We start from the raw sequence: 16799 nt of genomic DNA, 5'->3' as shown, positions 1-16799 counted from the left end.
TTACTCAATCACAAACAGAGGCTGTCCGTATTCTACCATCTGTTCATTTTTCACAAGAATTTCTTTCACAGTTCCTTCAAACTCTGATTCAATCTCATTCATCAGCTTCATAGCTTCTACGATGCCGAGCACCTGTCCCACTCTGACGGTATCTCCCACTTTTACAAATGGATCCGCATCCGGGGAAGAAGCCTCATAGAAGGTTCCCACCAAAGGAGATTTCACCACATTTCCGCTGATTTCACTTTTTGGCTCACTCTCCTGTTTCTGGGGAGCCGCTGCAGGTTCTGCCTGTGAGATCACGGATGCAGCCATTTCCGTTTCCGGAGCACATACGTATTTTACATCCTTTTTCATGGATAATTTCAAGTCGCCGTCCTGAATCTGAAACTGAGTCAGGCTGGAGTCACTGACGGTCTGAATTAATTTTACAATTTTCTCAAATTCCATAACTCTTCCTCTTTCCTTACTCCATATATTTTTTCACTAACAGCGTTGCATTGTGTCCCCCGAATCCCAGGGAGTTCGTCAGCGCATAGGTTACATCCATTTCCACCGGACCATCTGTTACATAATCAAGTGTACACTCTTCGTCCGGAACCTGGTATCCTACGGTCTGGTGCACAAATCCGTCCTGGATGGTTTTCACGCAGGTAATAAATTCCACGGCGCCGGCTGCTCCCAGCAGATGTCCAATCATGGATTTTGTAGAGTTGATCTTCATTTCCTTTGCATGTTCACCGAAGACTTTCTCAATGGCTCTTGTTTCAAACAGGTCATTGTGATGAGTACTGGTTCCATGTGCGTTAATATAGTAAACGTCTTCCGGATTCACCTGTGCTTCTTTCATGGCATTTTCCATCGCTCTGGCAGCTCCGCTTCCGTCTTCTGCCGGAGATGTAATATGATAAGCGTCGCCTGTGGTTCCGTAACCTACTAATTCGGCTAAGATGGTCGCGCCTCTCTTCTTGGCATGTTCCAGCTCTTCCAGTACAACGACGCCGGCTCCTTCTCCCATAACGAAACCATTTCTTTCCTTATCAAAAGGAATGGAACATCTCTTGGGATCTTCAGAAGTGGATAAGGCAGTCAGAGCCGCAAAGCCGCCCACACCTACCGGGGTAATGGCTGCTTCTGTTCCGCCGGCAACCATGATGTCTGCTTCGCCGAACTGGATGGTTCTGTAAGCCTCTCCGATGCTGTTGGTTCCTGTTGCACAGGCAGTTACCACATTAATATTTTTTCCTTTTAATCCAAACTGAATGGAAACATTTCCTGCCGCCATGTTGGAAATCATCATGGGAACCACCAGAGGATTGAGACGTCCCGGTCCCTTATCCAGAATTTTGGAATGAGCCTCTTCTGCTACCTGAAGGCTTCCGATTCCGCTTCCCACACTGCATCCCACACGGAAAGGATCTTCCTTTTCTATATCAAATCCGGACTGTTCAATGGCCTCTTTGGCTGCAGCAACTGCAAACTGGCTGAATAAAGCCATTCTTCTTGCAGACTTAAAGTCCATAAAGTCCTTTGCCACAAAGCCTTTTACTTCTGCCGCCAGATGGGCTTTGTAATCGGTGGCGTCAAAATGTGTAATCTTATCGAATCCAGTCTTTCCTTCCTTCACACTGTTCCAGAATTCTTCTACGTTTAAGCCGATAGGAGTAATTGCTCCCATACCTGTAATTACAACTCTCTTCATATAATCCTCCATATTTTCTCATTTCACAGACGATATTTTTATCAGATATTCATTCCGCCGTCTACACTCAGTACCTGTCCTGTGATATAATCCGCTTTTTCGGAAGCCAGGAAAGCAACGGCATTGGCGATGTCTTCCGGTTTTCCGAAACGGCCCAGGGCTATCTGTCCGCAGGCTGCTTTCTTAACATCATCGGAAAGCACTTCTGTCATCTCCGTATCTACAAATCCCGGAGCAACGGCGTTTACTGTAATTCCACGGCTGGAAAGCTCTCTTGCCATGGTCTTTGTCAGTCCGATTACACCGGCTTTGGAAGCTGCGTAATTGGCCTGGCCTGCATTTCCCAGAATTCCGGAAACAGAAGAAATATTAATAATCTTACCGCTTTTCTGCTTTAACATCTGACGGGCCACGTGACGGATGGTATTAAAGGTTCCCTTTAAATTAATGTTTAATACTGCGTCGAAGTCTTCTTCCTTCATCCGCATAATCAGATTGTCTCTGGTGATTCCGGCATTGTTTACCAGAATATCCAGTCTGCCGTATTCCTTAATGACATCTTTCATCATAGTTTCACAGGCATCAAAATCGCTGACGTTACACTGGTATAAAGAACCGTTTCCGCCTTCCGCCTGAATCTGATCCAGTACTTCCTGGGCTCTTTCTCTGGAACCGTTATAGTTAATAACAACCGTTGCTCCTTCTTTTGCCAGTGTCAGGGCAATCTGTCTTCCGATTCCCCGGCTTGCTCCGGTTACTAATGCAATTTTATTTTCTAACATGAGAGTTTTTCCTCCAATTTCTTTAAATCTTCTACTTTTTCCACATTCAGAGAAGTTACCTGACGGCTAATCTTACGTAAAAATCCGCTTAAGGTTCTTCCCGGTCCGATTTCAATAAAGGTGTCCACTCCTTCTGCAATCATTTTCTCCACACACTGCTGCCAGCGTACAGAAGAAGAAATCTGGCTCACCAGAAGGTCTTTCACTTCTTCTTTCTCTGTCACATATTCTGCCGTTACATTCGTAACATACGGAATGGTGAAATCCCGGATTTCTGCCTCATCCAGTACTTTACGCAGCTTTTCTCCTGCCGGTTTCAGCATCTGAGAATGGAACGGACCGCTGACATTTAAAGGTACCACCCTTCTGGCCCCTGCTTCCTTTAACTGTGCGGAAGCAGCCTCTACTGCCTTACTCTCTCCCGTAATAACAATCTGTCCGGGGCAGTTATAATTGGCAATGGAAACAATTCCTTCTGTTTTCTCCAGTACTTCCTCAATGACGGATGCATCCAGTCCCAGAACAGCCGCCATGGCGCCTCCGGTGGGAACTGCCTCCTGCATATAAATTCCACGCTGTCTGACTACCTTAAATACATCCTCGCTGCTCATTACTCCCGAGGCTGCCAGAGCTGCGTATTCTCCCAGGCTTAAGCCGCCGTGTACCTGTGCGGTAATGCCTCTTTCCTTTAAGGCTGCTGTAATTGCCATTTCCACACTGACCATGGCAATCTGTGTATATTCTGTAATATTTAAATTCTCATTTTCTTCAAAACATAATGCCGGTATATCCAGACCTGTTACCTGAGAAGCCGTATCAATGATCTCTTTGCATACTGGAATCTGCTCGTAAAAATCTTTTCCCATTCCAACATACTGGGCTCCCTGACCGGGGAAAACAAATGCTATTTTACTCATCTTTTACTCCTTCATCTATTCCAATTATTTTGTCTTTAAAATAATTTGATTCACAAAGTATTATCCTAAAAAAATTCTCCTTAAGGCAGCGGCCCTAAGGAGAAAAGGTATGGATTAAGCTTCCACGCCTTTATTTTTTAAATAATCCATAACCGCACCTACGGTTGTCAGATCCTGTAATTCTTCAGAAGGAATTTCTACAGAGTATTCATCCTCTAAAGCCATTACAAGCTCAAATAAATCAAGAGAGTCTGCTCCCAGATCATCCTTGAAAGATGTTTCAGGTTTAATGGATTCTGCATCGCAGTTTAATTGTTCTGCAATAATTTCCTGCATTTTTTCTAACATTTTACTCTTCTCCTTTAATTCACAGGTGATTTATTTTGATAGTCAAAGTATATAATCTGCCGTATCATTTGTCAAGTGGATTTTTACAGAAGTTATCAGGAATCCTGAAATTTAATTTTCCGGGATACGCTCAGGGCAATTCCCATCTCTGCCATCAGGAACAGAATCGAGGTTCCTCCGTAGCTGACAAAGGGCAGCGTAATACCCGTATTGGGGATCAGATTGATAACTACGCCGATATTCAGTACCACCTGCAGGGCAATATGAATGAAAATTCCGCTGACCAGAAGGGTTCCGAATAAATCCGGCGCATTCTGTGCAATAAAAAACAAACGGTACAGCAAATATGCAAACAGAAGCAGAATAATGGCGCCTCCGAATATTCCCAGCTCTTCGCATACAATAGAAAAAATCATATCGTTCTGCGCTTCCGGCAGAGAGCCCAGCTTCTGCACACTGTTTCCCAGTCCTTTTCCGAAGAAGCCTCCGGATCCGATTGCATACAATGCCTGCAGGGTCTGATAACCGCCTTCTGAAGAATACTCTTCCGGATGCAGCCATACCAGGATACGGCGGATACGGAAGGAAGCATCTCCGGTGTCCACATTCTGTACCAGAAATACTACCAGACAGGCAATCATAACGGCTCCCACTACAAGCAAAATCATAAACGGCTTCGTATCGGGATGAGCCAGAAAAATCATACCGCAGGTAATTAATATAATGATAATACCCGTACTTAAGTTATCGGTCGCTACATACGCGATCACTCCTAAAAATCCTCCGGCTGCCCCCAGAACGGCGCAGGCTTTCAGAGTCTTTACCTGATTTCCCATTTTAACAATCATATAGGAAAGAGTTACAATCGCTGCAATCTTCGCAACTTCTGAAGGCTGGAACTGAACCCCCAGGTTCAGCCATCTTCGGGCGCCGTTGGATACAACCCCAAGAGGGGTAAGTACCAGGAGCATCAGAACCGCGCCCGCCGCGTAAAGTACTCCTGCAAACTTCTGGTAAATATGATAATCAATTTTTGATATAATAATTGCCGCTATCAGACTGACGCCGCTGATGGCCGCCTGTTTTCCAAAGAAAAACATATCATTATTATGATCAATCTCTGCCCGGTAAGCCGTGGTACTGTAAAGCATCACCAGTCCGAAACAGGTCAGCAGCAGGATAACTGCCAATAAGCTGTAGTCGTAATAATCTGCCCTCTTTGCAGCCGCCTTTCTCTCTCTTACCCTCTGCACCGTGGGCGGAGCGCTCTTTTTGTGCGTCCGGTTTCTGTTTTTCGTTTCTGCGGGCAGCATCTCCTGCCGGACGGCAGGAACTGTGTTCCTTCTGTTACTATGTTGATAATGTACGTTTCCGGGTCTTCGGACGTCTTCCCGACGACGTACACTCGCTTGATTTCCCATATAACATGACTCCCCTAAAGTTCAGGTTTTTCACTGTTTTCAAAGATTTATTATAACAGACTTATCCTTTACTTGGCAAGTTGCTTTTCGCCGGAAATTCAGATCGGAATCACAATCTTTATGGAGAAAATTCCTTTTTCTGTTTCGCAGGAAACCGTTCCATGATATTTTTCACAAATATCGGAAATTTCTCCATTCCCCAGTCCGTGATTCCTTCTGTCCGGTTTTGTAGTCACAAGTTTTCCTTCTTTCCTCTGAACTTCTCCCTCCACAGGATTTTCCACCAGAAGCAGAAACATTCCTTTTGCACAATGACACCGCACCTGAATCCATCGTTTCTCTTTCGGCAGTTTCTGACATGCTTCTATGGCATTATCCAGAGTGTTGGCAAGCAGGGCGCATAACTGAAGATCTTCTATGGGCAGTTTCCCGGGAATTTTCACATCTGTCTTTCTGACAATCTCTGCCTCCTCCATCTCACTTGCTTTTTTTGCCAGGACTGTCTGAACCACCGGATTGTCACTGAAATGTTCGCCCCGCTGTACGGACAGCGCCCCCAGTAAATCGTCCAGATAGGCCTCTTTTTTTTCCGCCGGAAGTCCCTGGAGGGTGTAAAGGTGATTCTGCATGTCATGCTTCATTCTTCTTATCTGAAGCTGCTCTTTCTCCAGGTTTTTATAGTACAGACTTCTCATTTTCCAAAGCTGTCTCTCTTCCATGACCCGCTGATTCTGATCCAGCTCGCAGACCAAAAACAGGGCTCCCATACTGGAAATCCAGGAAAAAAGCAGCATCAGGACCGTCTGTCCCGTGGTAACTGCAAAATCTTCTCCCAGTAAATAGACCAGAATGGTGGCCACCGGCATACATACCAGACTGTCTGTCAGCGCCCAGACTTTCCATGGCAGCTTTGGCCGGGTCTCTTTTGGCTTATTCTTTACAGCCAGATAAAAAACACTCCAAAAAAGCAACCGAATCAGAAAACTAATCAGAAGACCTCTCTTCATAATTTCCATGGAACGAAAATCGAGAAGCAGGAACACAATTCCGTTACTAATGCCGCTTACAGACATAGCCAGGGAGAAAAAGACGGCGCCCATGGACAATTTGGCCATCCATCCTCCCTTTATGAGAAGGGCCGTGCCCGCAGAAAAAAGACACAGCACTCCTAAAATATTAGCCGCATCTCCCGCCGTAATCATCATATTTACACTGGCATACATCATCCCGAAAACCAGAACACGAAGTATCCTGGATCTGGGATACTGCTGAAACCGGGATATGGCGCAATAAGCAATCCATCCGGTTCCTGTATTTAAGAAAAGAGCAATCAGACGCTCTGCCATGCTATTCCTCCCCCTCTAAAATTGCTTTCATAAAAGACAGCAGCGCTGCTTTCTGATAAGAACGGCTCATGGGCAGAGCTTCCGGCTGTATCCCTTCTTTCCCGCTAACCGGCACAAAAACCTGGCTTTTCTCTACTTTCAGCACCGCCCGGGCTCTGACCAGATAGCGCTGATGAATCCTTACAAACTCCTCTCCCGCCTGTTCTTCCACCTGTTCCATCTTCCCATAAAACCCATACACATTTGCGGAAGTCACTAAATAAATTTTTCTCCGGTCGCTGTAAAAATAAAGGATATGATTTTTTGGAATCCGGTAAATTCCCTCTTTATTCCGGAAGGTAAACCTGTCCCTTTCCTTTCGGCTGAGAAGTTTCCTGGCTCTGTCCAGAACTTCCTGAAGTTTCCTCTCTCTGACCGGCTTCAGCAGATAGTCCAGAGCGTCCACTTCATAGCCAGCCATTGCAGAAGAGCATCCCCGGTGGAAAACTCTTCAATAATCAGATCATTTTCTCTGTGGTGCAGATATTTTTCCAATAAAAAAGCCAGACTTTCTCTGTATTTGCTGTCATCTTCACACACCCCAATCCGCAGCATTCCTATCTCCTCTCTGCTTTTTTGATTCTTTGTTATTTTTTTATTTTATCATAAAATTCCGGATAAACTCTAAAAATTTCGGAAACTGTGTCAAACTTTACATAGAAACAGTCCATTCTTTCCATCTCTTTTTGTTTCTTTTCTCCTTCTTACCTATAATCAGTACAGCACTTGAATATCAGCATTCAGAACAAAGGAGGTCTTCATTATGCTGCAGGTAAAAGATCTATATAAATCCTATCAGGTGGGCAGACAGACTTATCCTGTCCTTCGGGGAATTACCTTTTCCATTGAACCGGGAGAATTCGTCTCCGTCATGGGGCCTTCCGGATCCGGAAAAACCACCTTATTAAACTGTATTTCCTGTTACATCCCCTTCGATCAGGGAGAAATTCTTCTGGACGGACAGGATATTTCCAAATTTAACGAAACGGACTTGTCCCATCTGCGAAATCAGAAACTGGGATTTGTTTTCCAGGATTTCATGCTGTTAGACGGCCTTACCGTCAAAGAAAACATTATGCTCCCCCGGATTCTGTCCGGGCAGACGGATAAGGAGATGGAGCGTTCTGCCGACAGGCTTTGTCAGGTCTTTGATATTTCCCATATTCAGGAAAAATATCCGGCCGAGATCTCCGGAGGGGAAAAACAGCGGACAGCAGTGGCCAGAGCTCTAATCAATCATCCTCTTCTGGTGCTGGCTGATGAGCCCACCGGAAATCTGGATTCCAAGTCCGGACGGACGGTCATCGAATCCTTTCTCCAGGCACAGCACTCCTTAAACGCCACCATTTTTATGGTCACTCATGACAGTTATGCCGCCTCTTTCTGCGACCGGGTTATTTTGCTGAAGGACGGCGTTGTCCATAAACATTTAAAATCAGGAAAAGACCGGAAAGAATTTCAAAAAGAGCTCCTGGATTCCATTCAGGAAATGAGCGGGGAAGGAAGGTGATGATATGTCTGTAACTTTACGCCATATTTACCGGAAGATGCGCCGCCAAAACCGGAGTCAGTATCTTCTGATGTTTCTTTGCTATTTTGTTTCCATCCTTTTAATTACCGCTTATGGAGTAGTCATGGAAAGCCCCACCATCCGGAATGTACTGCCCGAAGGAGGGGATTCCAGAAAAATGTTGTACATGATTTTTGCGCTGACCCTTTTGGGCTGTCTGATTTTTATCAATTATGCCTCCGGTCTTTTCCTGCGTTTTAAATCCCGGGAATTTGGCATTTTCATGGCGCTGGGCGCAGAAAAGAAGCAGCTTCAAAGGCTCCTGTCTGAGGATTTGCTTCTGCTTACTGCCTGTTCCGCTTTTGGGGGACTGCTGCTTGGCGTTCCTCTGGCTGCGGGAATCTGGAATTTTTTCCGGTTTGCCATTATAAATACGAAGGAAATGGTATTTTCTATTTCCTGGTCTGGTCTTCTCTATGGCCTTTTTTTCGCCGTTATTTCTATTACGGCTGTATTTTTAAAAGGAGTTTTCTTTATTGGAAGAACGAATATTCTGGATGTGATCAAAGAACAGAGAAAATCTGAACCTGTAAAAGATGTGAAATTCTGGTACGGATGGGGCGGAATTTTAATGATTCTCCTGGGCGGCTTTCTGGGATATTACCATTCTGCATTTTTTATCCAGGTGTTGAAGTACTGGCCTCCCGTCTGGGCAAATGTAGTTTATGCCTTCGTTCCCGTCGGACTGTATCTGTTCCTTCTTTATACGGTTATCCGTGGTTGGTCTGGCAAAAATTCTTACAAAAACATTGTGTCCAGAAGCATTATGAAATTCCAGGGACGCCAGACTGTCCGCAATATGTGCATCATCGCCCTGCTGACTGCCGGGGGACTTTTCGCTATGTTCTATGCTCCTATTACCCAGTGCACCAGGTTATACTCCATCGGTCAGAGAACCTTTGAATATGCGTTCTTCTACCGGGGCGATGAAGAGATGGTTACACAAAAAGACATTGAAAAACTGGCCGAAAAGCATCAGGTTCCCATTCATTCTTATACGGAGATTTCTTCTGCCACGGTAGCCCGCGACGGCTACAGAGATCTTTATTCCGACTCGGGAGCAATTTCTGAAGAATATGTGGAGCAGCTAAGTGAATGCCAGATTGTATCTGCCAGTGACTATAAAAAACTCACCGGGAAAACCCTGGATCCAGCCCCCGGAGAATTCTGCTTCCTGGATTCCCCGGAGTCCTCAGAGTCCACCATTTCCATCACACAGCTTACCAATCCGGTCACCGGGAAAGTCCTTCCGGTAAAGGCAGCAAAAGTGCTCCCTGAGTACAGCATTCTTCTGTCTCATCTGGTCCTGAATGATTCCGACTATAAAGAAATTTCCCGGGGACTGACGCCTCAGTGGCAGGAAGAAGTGGTGTGTTTCCACGGAGATAAAGACTCAGAGAATGCCTATCTCTTTTCCAGAGAACTGTTCGATCAGATTCTGGCACACAGTTCCAAAGACTGTGAGATCAGTGATTTCTATGATCGGATTGCCAAAGCTTATTATGAATCTGAGGGAATGACCTATGAAGATTACCTTAAGATTTCTTATGAGGATGCAGACTCCATGGGCTTTGCCAATTCCTGGAAATATTATCCCGATTTTTCACCTATGGATGTCAGGGACAGCCTGAAAAACTTATCGGTCTTTTTAATGACTTTTCTTTTCATTTTCCTGATCTGCCTGATGTCTGTCCTGGTTATTTTATATACCCGTTCCATCACACTGGGGCTGTCCTGCAGGCAGGTATATGAAGATCTCAAAAGGCTGGGCGCCTCCCGCGCTTACTTAAGAAAGTCAGTAAGCAGGCAGCTTTTTTCCGTCTTTGTATCTCCTACCCTGACAGGAGCCATTGGAATCTGGGGCTACTTTCTCCTGGTTTTATACGCCAATTCCGGCAGTATCTCTTCTGCAGAATGGATTGGAGCAGGCGTCTGTTTCCTGCTGGTTCTGACCCTGGCCGTCATTCTGTTTTTCTTTTACCGTCGGGTAAGAAATAAAGTCTACCGGATGCTGAATATATAATATATAGAAAGAAAAGCTTTTAAAGTACTGCTTCGACTAATTGTTTTGTATAGTCTGTTTGGGGATGCATAATAATCTCATTGGGTGTGCCTTCTTCTACAATTCTGCCTTCCTGCATCACCAGCACCCGGTCACAGAAAAGCTGAACTAAGGCCAGATCATGACAGATAAACAGATAGGACATCCCATAGGTTTTCTGCAGGTTCTTCAATAACTGTATAATCTGTTTCTGTACGGTTACGTCCAGGGCGCTGGTGGCTTCGTCGCAGATTAAAATTTCAGGCCGTATAGCCAGAGCGCGGGCAATAGCCGCCCTCTGGCACTGGCCTCCGCTGACTTCATGGGGATACCTGTCGGCGTATTCCTTTGGCAAACCGCATTGCATCAGCAGTTCCTTTACTCTTTCTTTCGTCTCTTTCCTGGATATTCCGCTATTACGAAGGCTCTCTCCGATTCCGTCCCCCAGGGTTCGCCTGGGGTCAAAAGAACCCGCTGCAGACTGGAAAACCATCTGAAACCGGCGATATGCCTCTCTGAGTTTTTTTCCTTTTACATGGGTAATATCCTGTCCATGAAGGAGGAGCTCTCCCTCACTGACATCTATGAGACGGGTAATTGCTTTTACTACCGTACTCTTTCCGGATCCGGATTCCCCCACAATTCCCAGGGTTTCATGGGGATACAGGGAAAAACTTACCTGATTCACCGCCGCAAATTCTTCCTGTTTGCGCCCTTCAAATACTTTTGTCAGATTTTTAACTTCTAATAATGGTTCCATTTAACTCCTCCGCAGCTTCGGCACCGCATCCATCAATTCCTTTGTATATGCTTCCCGGGGGGCGTTCAGCACCTGTTTCGCCGCTCCGTATTCCACGATCTTTCCCTCCTTCAGCACCAGAACAGCATCTGCCATAGCTGAAATCACCCCGATATTATGGGTTACAAGTACCATCGCTGTTCCATACAGTTCTCTTAGCAGCAGCATTTCCTCCACCGCCTGTTTCTGTACGGAAACATCCAGGGCGCTGGTTGGCTCATCGGCCAGAATAACAGACGGATTTAAAAGCATGGCAAGGGCAATTCCAATGCGCTGGTTCATTCCCCCGGAAAGTTCAAAAGAATAACTCTCCAGAATCCGTCTTCCATCCTTAAATCCCAATTTCCCCAGAAGTTCCAGCGCCCTTTCCTCTGCTTCTTTTCTCTGTATGGTTTCATGGGCGGCCAAAGTTTCATAAATCTGATCACCAATGGTTCGGACAGGACAAAAAGAAGATCCCGCGTCCTGAAAAATCATGCCGATTTTTGCACCCCGGATCTTCTGCATTTCCCTTTCCGTCAGATCCGGCAGGTTTTTTCCCTGAAACCGGATGTCTCCCTTTGTTACTTTTCCTGACGGCCCCAGAATTCCCAGGGCCGCCTTGATAATTGTACTTTTCCCGCTTCCGGACTCTCCTGCAATTCCCAGGATCTCTCCCGGTTTTAAAGTAAAACTGATTTCTTCTACAATTGCTTTTTCTCCGTAGCAGACTTCTACAGAATCATATTTAAAAAGTTCAGTGCTCATTGTGTATCTCCTGTTTCCTCCTTATCTGGAGTCACGCCACATCCAGATCGGCGGTAATCTCATAATAATCACAGGGATGTGCCGCAAGACCTGTGACATTTGCTTTGGAAATAATACTCATACGCAGGTGGGAACAGAACACATAGCCGTGATCATCCAGAATCGTCTGCTGCATTTTCACCGCCAGTTGGGAACGTTTTTCAGTATCAAAGGTCTGCATCATTTCCTGCTCCAGTTTTTCCAGTTCATCGCTGTGGTAACTGCCGTCATTTCCGCTGGAACTGTCCAGACAGCGATAGGTAAAAAAGTATTCCGGATCTCCGGTGGGAGCCGTCACCATGGCGCTTACAAAAATGTCCCAGGCATCTTTATCGGCCCGGATACTGCTGTGATCTGCCGTATTATTTACTTCCACCTCAAATCCGATTTCCTTTAATGTTGACTGGGCCGCTTCCGCAAGCAAGGGCAGTTCCTGACGGCTTGGATACGTCAGCCAGCGAAGAATCAGTTTTTTTCCGTCTTTTTCCCGGGTGCCGTCACCGTCTTCATCTACCCAGCCGGCTTCTTCCAGTACCTCTTTTGCTCCCTGGGGGTCGTAAGGCTCTCCCTGAACGGCATCTCCGCCAAAAGAGAAATTCTCCGGAAAGACACCTTGTGCCGGATACCCGTTTCCACCCAGCAGGGTTTCCACAAATCCTTCTTTGTCAATTCCCATACAAATGGCTTTGCGCACTGCCGGATCGGAAGTTATTTCGCTTTCATAATTCATAGCGCCGAAAAATACACGGCTGGTGGCACAACTGCTGAAGGTATATTTCTCACTTTCAAACAGAGGATAACTTGCATAGGGCATTCCGTAAGCAGCGTCAATTTCTCCGGACTGAAGAGCCATGGTCAGCGTATCCCCGTCTGATATCGTCCGGATGGTGATCTCATCCAGCTTTGGTTCCCCGTTCCAGTAATCTTCGTTTTTTACCAGTTCCAGATTGGTATCGGTAATAAGAGAAACAGCTTTATACGGTCCTGTCCCGCAGACGATTCCATCCTTCGTAACCCCTTCTTGCACATCATAAATACATCCGTAGGGGTCTGCCAGATAGTTCAGCAGGGCAGGAACCGGTACTTGTGTCTGAATGGTTACAGTCTGGCCCTGAGCCGTAATTTTTTCTATTTTCAAGTCTCCGGCGGCCCGTTCATGTTCCTTTACAAGAGCCTCCAGACATTCCTTTACCGCTTCCCCGTCCATATGACGTCCGCTGGTAAAATTCACATTCTCCCGCAGGATAATCTCCCAGGTCAGTTCGTCGGTATTCTCGCAGCTTTCTGCCAGCCAGGGCTCAATCTCCATAGCGTCATTAAACCGAAACAGGGTTTCTCCCACACCGTAACGGATGCAGGCCCAGCCGCTGCTGTCATTGTGAGGATTAATATCTGTCTCCCCATTTTCCGCATTAAAATTCGTAACGCCATAAACAAAGGTTTTCTTTCCTGATGTATTCTTTTCTTCTGAGGACTCGCTGTGTCCGCAGCCGGCAAAAAACGCCGCAGCCAAAGTAAAAATCAGAAACGCAGCTATTTTCTTTTTCCTCATTTTCCTTCCTCCTGCCAGTTTTTTTCTCTTATTTTCCATGAGTACTGCGGGGATCCAGATAATCCCGGATGGTATCTCCCAGCAGATTAAACAAGACTACCGAAATAAAGATTGCCACTCCCGGCGTCAACACTACCCAGGGATAGGTCTGCAGCATACTTCTGCCTCCGCTCATCATACTTCCCCACTCTGCAGTAGGCGGCTTCGCTCCCAGTCCCAGAAAAGAGAGGGCAGCGATTTCCATCATCATCGTACCAATATCCAACATCGCCGTCACCAGAACAGGCCCTGTAATATTCGGTAAAATGTGTCTGACAATCATTTTCAAAGGCGTATTTCCGGACAGCCGGGCCGCCATCATATAGTCTGCATTTTTCATGGAGAGTGTCTGGCTTCTTGCAAGTCTGGCATATTTTGGCCAGCTTATGGCCGCCAGGGCCAGAACCGCATTTTGTATTCCTCCGTTTAGTACTGCTGCAATAGCCAGAGCAAATACCAGTCCGGGAAAAGCCAGGCAAATATCCGAAATACGCATTACCACACCGTCAAAGAGTCCGCCCAGATAGCCGCAGGCAACCCCGATCAGGGTTCCGAACACGGAAATCACAGCCACTAAAAGAAGTGTGGAAAAAATACTGGTCTGTGCTCCTGCAATAACCCGGGAAAGCATATCCCTCCCATACCTGTCTGTCCCAAAAGGATGGGCAAAACTGGGAGGCTGCAGGGCAATTTCATAATTTTGCAGATTCGGATCATAGGGAGAAATAACCTGGGCAAAAATAGCTGCCAGCAGTAAAATAGCTACCAGCGCGCCAAAGAGAATCAGTTTTCTTTTGGTACGATTTCTCATTCCTTCTCACCTCCCAGACGGATTCTGGGATCCAGAAAGCAATAGATCAGATCCGTAATCAGATTGACCACTACATAAATGATCGCCATCCAGACAACATAGGCCTGAATCACCGGATAATCCCGCATATTAATGGCATCTACCGCCATTTTTCCCACGCCGTCCCACATAAAAATAGACTCAATAATTGCTGTGCCGCCCAGAAGATTTCCAATGGAAAGAGCCAGCAGGGTTAAAATAGTTACCAGCGCGGAACGGAAAACACTCTTCCAGAGCGTTACAGAAAAGGGAATTCCTCTGGCTTTAGCCCCGGTTACATATTCCTTACTCAATTCCTCTAAAATGGCAGCCCGAATCTGCCTGAGATATTTTGCAGACATGGCAATGGCCAGCGTAATGGCCGGAAGAGCTGCGCTTTCAAGATTCATCCCTTCCGAAATTACCGGAAAGATTCCGAGCTGAATAGCAAACAGGTACATAAGCACCAGCGCTACGAAAAAATTGGGCAGACTGTTTCCCACAAAGCTGCAGACCCGGATCAGATAATCCGTCCACTGATTTTGCTTCACTGCCGAGAGAATTCCCAAAGGAAGGGAAATCACAACGGTCAGTAGAACAGACAACCCAGTAAGAAGCAGTGTGGCCGGCAGTTTAGAGATAAAAGTATCTAAGACTTCTTCCCCTGAAATATAACTTTTTCCCATATCTCCTCTCAGAAAATTCCCCAGCCAGTTTATATACTGAACCAGAAAAGGTTTATCCAGTCCCAGCTCCTCTCTCTGGGCTTCGATTGCTTCTTCTGAAACCGCCACCCCGGAGACTTCTGTTTTCTGAAGAATCGCATCACTTCCTGCAATCCGCATCATAGCAAACGAAAGAAAAGTAATTCCAAGTAAAAGTGGGATCAGTAAAAGCAGCCGTTTTCCTATATATTTCTTCATTTATCTTCCTGTGCGCCTTTCCTTCCGCAGATGAGAAACAGGGGATCCGGATTATAAAACTCATCTTTTTCCTGATATAACCGCCCGCTGATTCCCAAATCCAATTCCATATTCTTTATTCCTGTTTTTCCCAGGACTTCCACATCCCAGGCCGGACGGATTTTACTGTTAATCGGAAGCTGCCGTTTGATCTCTTCACACTCCTGCATCATCTCTGTTCCAATGGTATGATGGGCGTGATTTTCCGGCAGGGCTGAGGTATCAGAACAGTCGCTCGCCCCATAATCCGCGTCAAAATTCAGCAGGATTCCTCCCTTTTTCAATACCCGGTACCATTCTCCATAGGCATCCTGGGCATGAGGCAGGGTCCAGGTAAGATTTCTGGAAATCACCACATCAAAGCTTTCGTCCGGGTACTCCGGTTTCTCCGCATCCATTACCTGAAACTGACAGGAAACGCCTTCCTCTTCTGCCAGTTCCCTGGCATGGAGAATCATATCCGGAGTCAGGTCAATACCGGTTGTCTCATGTCCCTGTTTTGCCAGAAGAATGGTAAAAAATCCGGCTCCGCAGCCCACATCCAGTATCTTTAACTTTCTGTCCCGGGGAATTCTCTGCAGAATCTCTTCTTCCCACCGTTTTGCCAGAACACTGTGCAGCTCTCTCTGCCTCTGTTCCTTAAAGCTGTCGCTTCTTTTGGTCCAGTAAGTGGTAATTCTCTCTTTTCTTCCGTCTTTATTTCCGGCTATTTTTCCATAGGTAATCATGGGGCCGGATTCCTTTACCTGAAGGCTTCCGGTCTGAAACAGAATGACGCCGTCATTTTCCGCCCAGCATACTTCCCGTACTTCCCCTGCATAATTTTTCACGACTCCCAGGACTTCTCCCCGGCGTACCACATCCCCCGGCGCTTTCTGGGGATACCACAATCCTGTCTGGGCTGCAAACTGGTAGCAGACATCTTCTACTTCCAGGGGATAATAGTTGCGATAATCTCTCTTTCCCTGATAAACGCCCAGAAAACACAGAATATTTCTTACATCCCGGCCTGTGGAATGGGTCTCTTCCGGTCTCCAGGCCCCCATTCCTCCCCGCTCAATGAGAATGCTTGGAATCCCCAGAGTCGCCGCATAATTATAACATCCGCCTGCTGCTACCTGAGACCCCACCATATATGGCACATCCGCCTGCTCTGCCATTTTTCTGGACTGCTCCACCACCTCTTCTTTCGCTTTTCCTGCATAATAAACATAAGGAGTCAATTGCTCATAGCTGTCTCCGCTGTGAAGATCAATATAATAATCGGCCCGGGAAAGCAGTTCCTTTTCCACCGCATAGGCCAGACGTTCCATTTGGGTTCCTTCCGGTTTTCCCGGGAAAACCCGATTCAGATTTTTACCGTCTTCATAGCCTTCACTTCCGCTTCTCTGCTCGAAAGCCTGCCGGTTGACCAGCTTTATAATCACAACGGTCCCTTTTATTTTCTCTATTTTCAGCCGCTGAGACAGTTCTATAGAAGCCTGAATCCCTACATACTCCTGTGCGTGGATTCCCGCCGTAATCAGAACGGTTTTCCCTGGCTTTTCTCCATGTAAAATCGTGGCCGGAAGCTCGAATTCTCCCCCGATTCTCACAAAACCGCTCCATTTCTCTCCCGGCTGTACTTCCTGATTGCCTATCTGAAAAGTTCTTGTTTTTTCCATTT

Annotated in this window: 17 protein-coding genes; 2 read left to right on the top strand and 15 right to left on the bottom strand. The window is 46.3% G+C overall.

Annotated elements, in window-relative coordinates:
* From accB to B5F53_RS19790, 9 genes are all read right to left on the bottom strand, one after another.
* The gene (accB, locus tag B5F53_RS01420) at positions 1-450 is read right to left on the bottom strand and encodes an acetyl-CoA carboxylase biotin carboxyl carrier protein (RefSeq protein WP_087218636.1); all 450 of its coding nucleotides are present in this window, start codon (positions 448-450) and stop codon (positions 1-3) included.
* Positions 451-466: 16 nt separating this feature from the next.
* Complete coding sequence (fabF, locus tag B5F53_RS01415) at positions 467-1702, bottom strand: beta-ketoacyl-ACP synthase II (protein ID WP_087218633.1); 1236 nt, start codon at positions 1700-1702, stop codon at positions 467-469.
* Positions 1703-1743: 41 nt separating this feature from the next.
* Positions 1744-2484, bottom strand: a complete 741-nt coding sequence (gene fabG / locus B5F53_RS01410) for a 3-oxoacyl-[acyl-carrier-protein] reductase (protein WP_087218630.1) — start codon at positions 2482-2484, stop codon at positions 1744-1746.
* The gene (fabD, locus tag B5F53_RS01405) at positions 2478-3401 is read right to left on the bottom strand and encodes an ACP S-malonyltransferase (RefSeq protein ID WP_087218627.1); all 924 of its coding nucleotides are present in this window, start codon (positions 3399-3401) and stop codon (positions 2478-2480) included. The genes fabG and fabD overlap by 7 nt, the downstream gene beginning before the upstream one ends.
* A gap of 114 nt (positions 3402-3515) precedes the next feature.
* On the bottom strand, positions 3516-3749 hold the full coding sequence (acpP, locus tag B5F53_RS01400) for an acyl carrier protein (protein WP_087218624.1): 234 nt from the start codon (positions 3747-3749) through the stop codon (positions 3516-3518).
* Between the two features lie 95 nt (positions 3750-3844).
* Complete coding sequence (locus tag B5F53_RS01395; RefSeq protein WP_087218621.1) at positions 3845-5170, bottom strand: FtsW/RodA/SpoVE family cell cycle protein; 1326 nt, start codon at positions 5168-5170, stop codon at positions 3845-3847.
* Between the two features lie 98 nt (positions 5171-5268).
* Positions 5269-6516: a sensor histidine kinase gene (locus B5F53_RS01390; RefSeq protein WP_087218618.1), complete on the bottom strand. Its 1248-nt coding sequence runs from the start codon at positions 6514-6516 to the stop codon at positions 5269-5271.
* A gap of 1 nt (position 6517) precedes the next feature.
* Positions 6518-6976, bottom strand: coding sequence for a LytR/AlgR family response regulator transcription factor (locus B5F53_RS01385; RefSeq protein ID WP_087218615.1), 459 nt, complete (start codon positions 6974-6976; stop codon positions 6518-6520).
* Positions 6937-7110: a hypothetical protein gene (locus tag B5F53_RS19790; RefSeq protein ID WP_162610508.1), complete on the bottom strand. Its 174-nt coding sequence runs from the start codon at positions 7108-7110 to the stop codon at positions 6937-6939. Before B5F53_RS19790 ends, B5F53_RS01385 begins: the two co-directional genes overlap by 40 nt.
* Before the next feature lie 208 nt (positions 7111-7318).
* Between B5F53_RS19790 and B5F53_RS01380 the strand changes: the two genes are divergently transcribed.
* Positions 7319-8065: an ABC transporter ATP-binding protein gene (locus tag B5F53_RS01380; protein WP_087218612.1), complete on the top strand. Its 747-nt coding sequence runs from the start codon at positions 7319-7321 to the stop codon at positions 8063-8065.
* 4 nt (positions 8066-8069) lie between these two features.
* Positions 8070-10148: an FtsX-like permease family protein gene (locus B5F53_RS01375; RefSeq protein WP_087218610.1), complete on the top strand. Its 2079-nt coding sequence runs from the start codon at positions 8070-8072 to the stop codon at positions 10146-10148.
* Between the two features lie 19 nt (positions 10149-10167).
* Here the strand turns inward: B5F53_RS01375 and B5F53_RS01370 are convergent, their stop codons facing one another.
* From B5F53_RS01370 to B5F53_RS01345, 6 genes are read right to left on the bottom strand one after another with little or no spacing between them, the layout of a single operon-like run.
* Complete coding sequence (locus B5F53_RS01370) at positions 10168-10926, bottom strand: ABC transporter ATP-binding protein (protein ID WP_087218607.1); 759 nt, start codon at positions 10924-10926, stop codon at positions 10168-10170.
* The gene (locus tag B5F53_RS01365; RefSeq protein WP_087218604.1) at positions 10927-11712 is read right to left on the bottom strand and encodes an ABC transporter ATP-binding protein; all 786 of its coding nucleotides are present in this window, start codon (positions 11710-11712) and stop codon (positions 10927-10929) included.
* Positions 11713-11743: 31 nt separating this feature from the next.
* On the bottom strand, positions 11744-13303 hold the full coding sequence (locus B5F53_RS01360; protein ID WP_087218601.1) for an ABC transporter substrate-binding protein: 1560 nt from the start codon (positions 13301-13303) through the stop codon (positions 11744-11746).
* Between the two features lie 28 nt (positions 13304-13331).
* Positions 13332-14153, bottom strand: coding sequence for a nickel transporter permease (gene nikC, locus B5F53_RS01355; protein WP_087218599.1), 822 nt, complete (start codon positions 14151-14153; stop codon positions 13332-13334).
* Entirely contained in the window at positions 14150-15094 is a 945-nt protein-coding gene (gene nikB / locus B5F53_RS01350; RefSeq protein ID WP_087218596.1) for a nickel ABC transporter permease, read from the bottom strand. Before nikB ends, nikC begins: the two co-directional genes overlap by 4 nt.
* On the bottom strand, positions 15091-16797 hold the full coding sequence (locus B5F53_RS01345; protein WP_087218593.1) for a M14 family metallopeptidase: 1707 nt from the start codon (positions 16795-16797) through the stop codon (positions 15091-15093). Before B5F53_RS01345 ends, nikB begins: the two co-directional genes overlap by 4 nt.
* Positions 16798-16799 lie beyond the last annotated feature (2 nt).

It is taken from the genome of Blautia sp. An249, assembly GCF_002159835.1.
Classification (GTDB): domain Bacteria; phylum Bacillota; class Clostridia; order Lachnospirales; family Lachnospiraceae; genus Blautia_A; species Blautia_A avistercoris.
The sequence above is the reverse complement of the archived record's forward strand: the minus strand, read 5'-3'. Positions and strand labels throughout refer to the sequence as shown.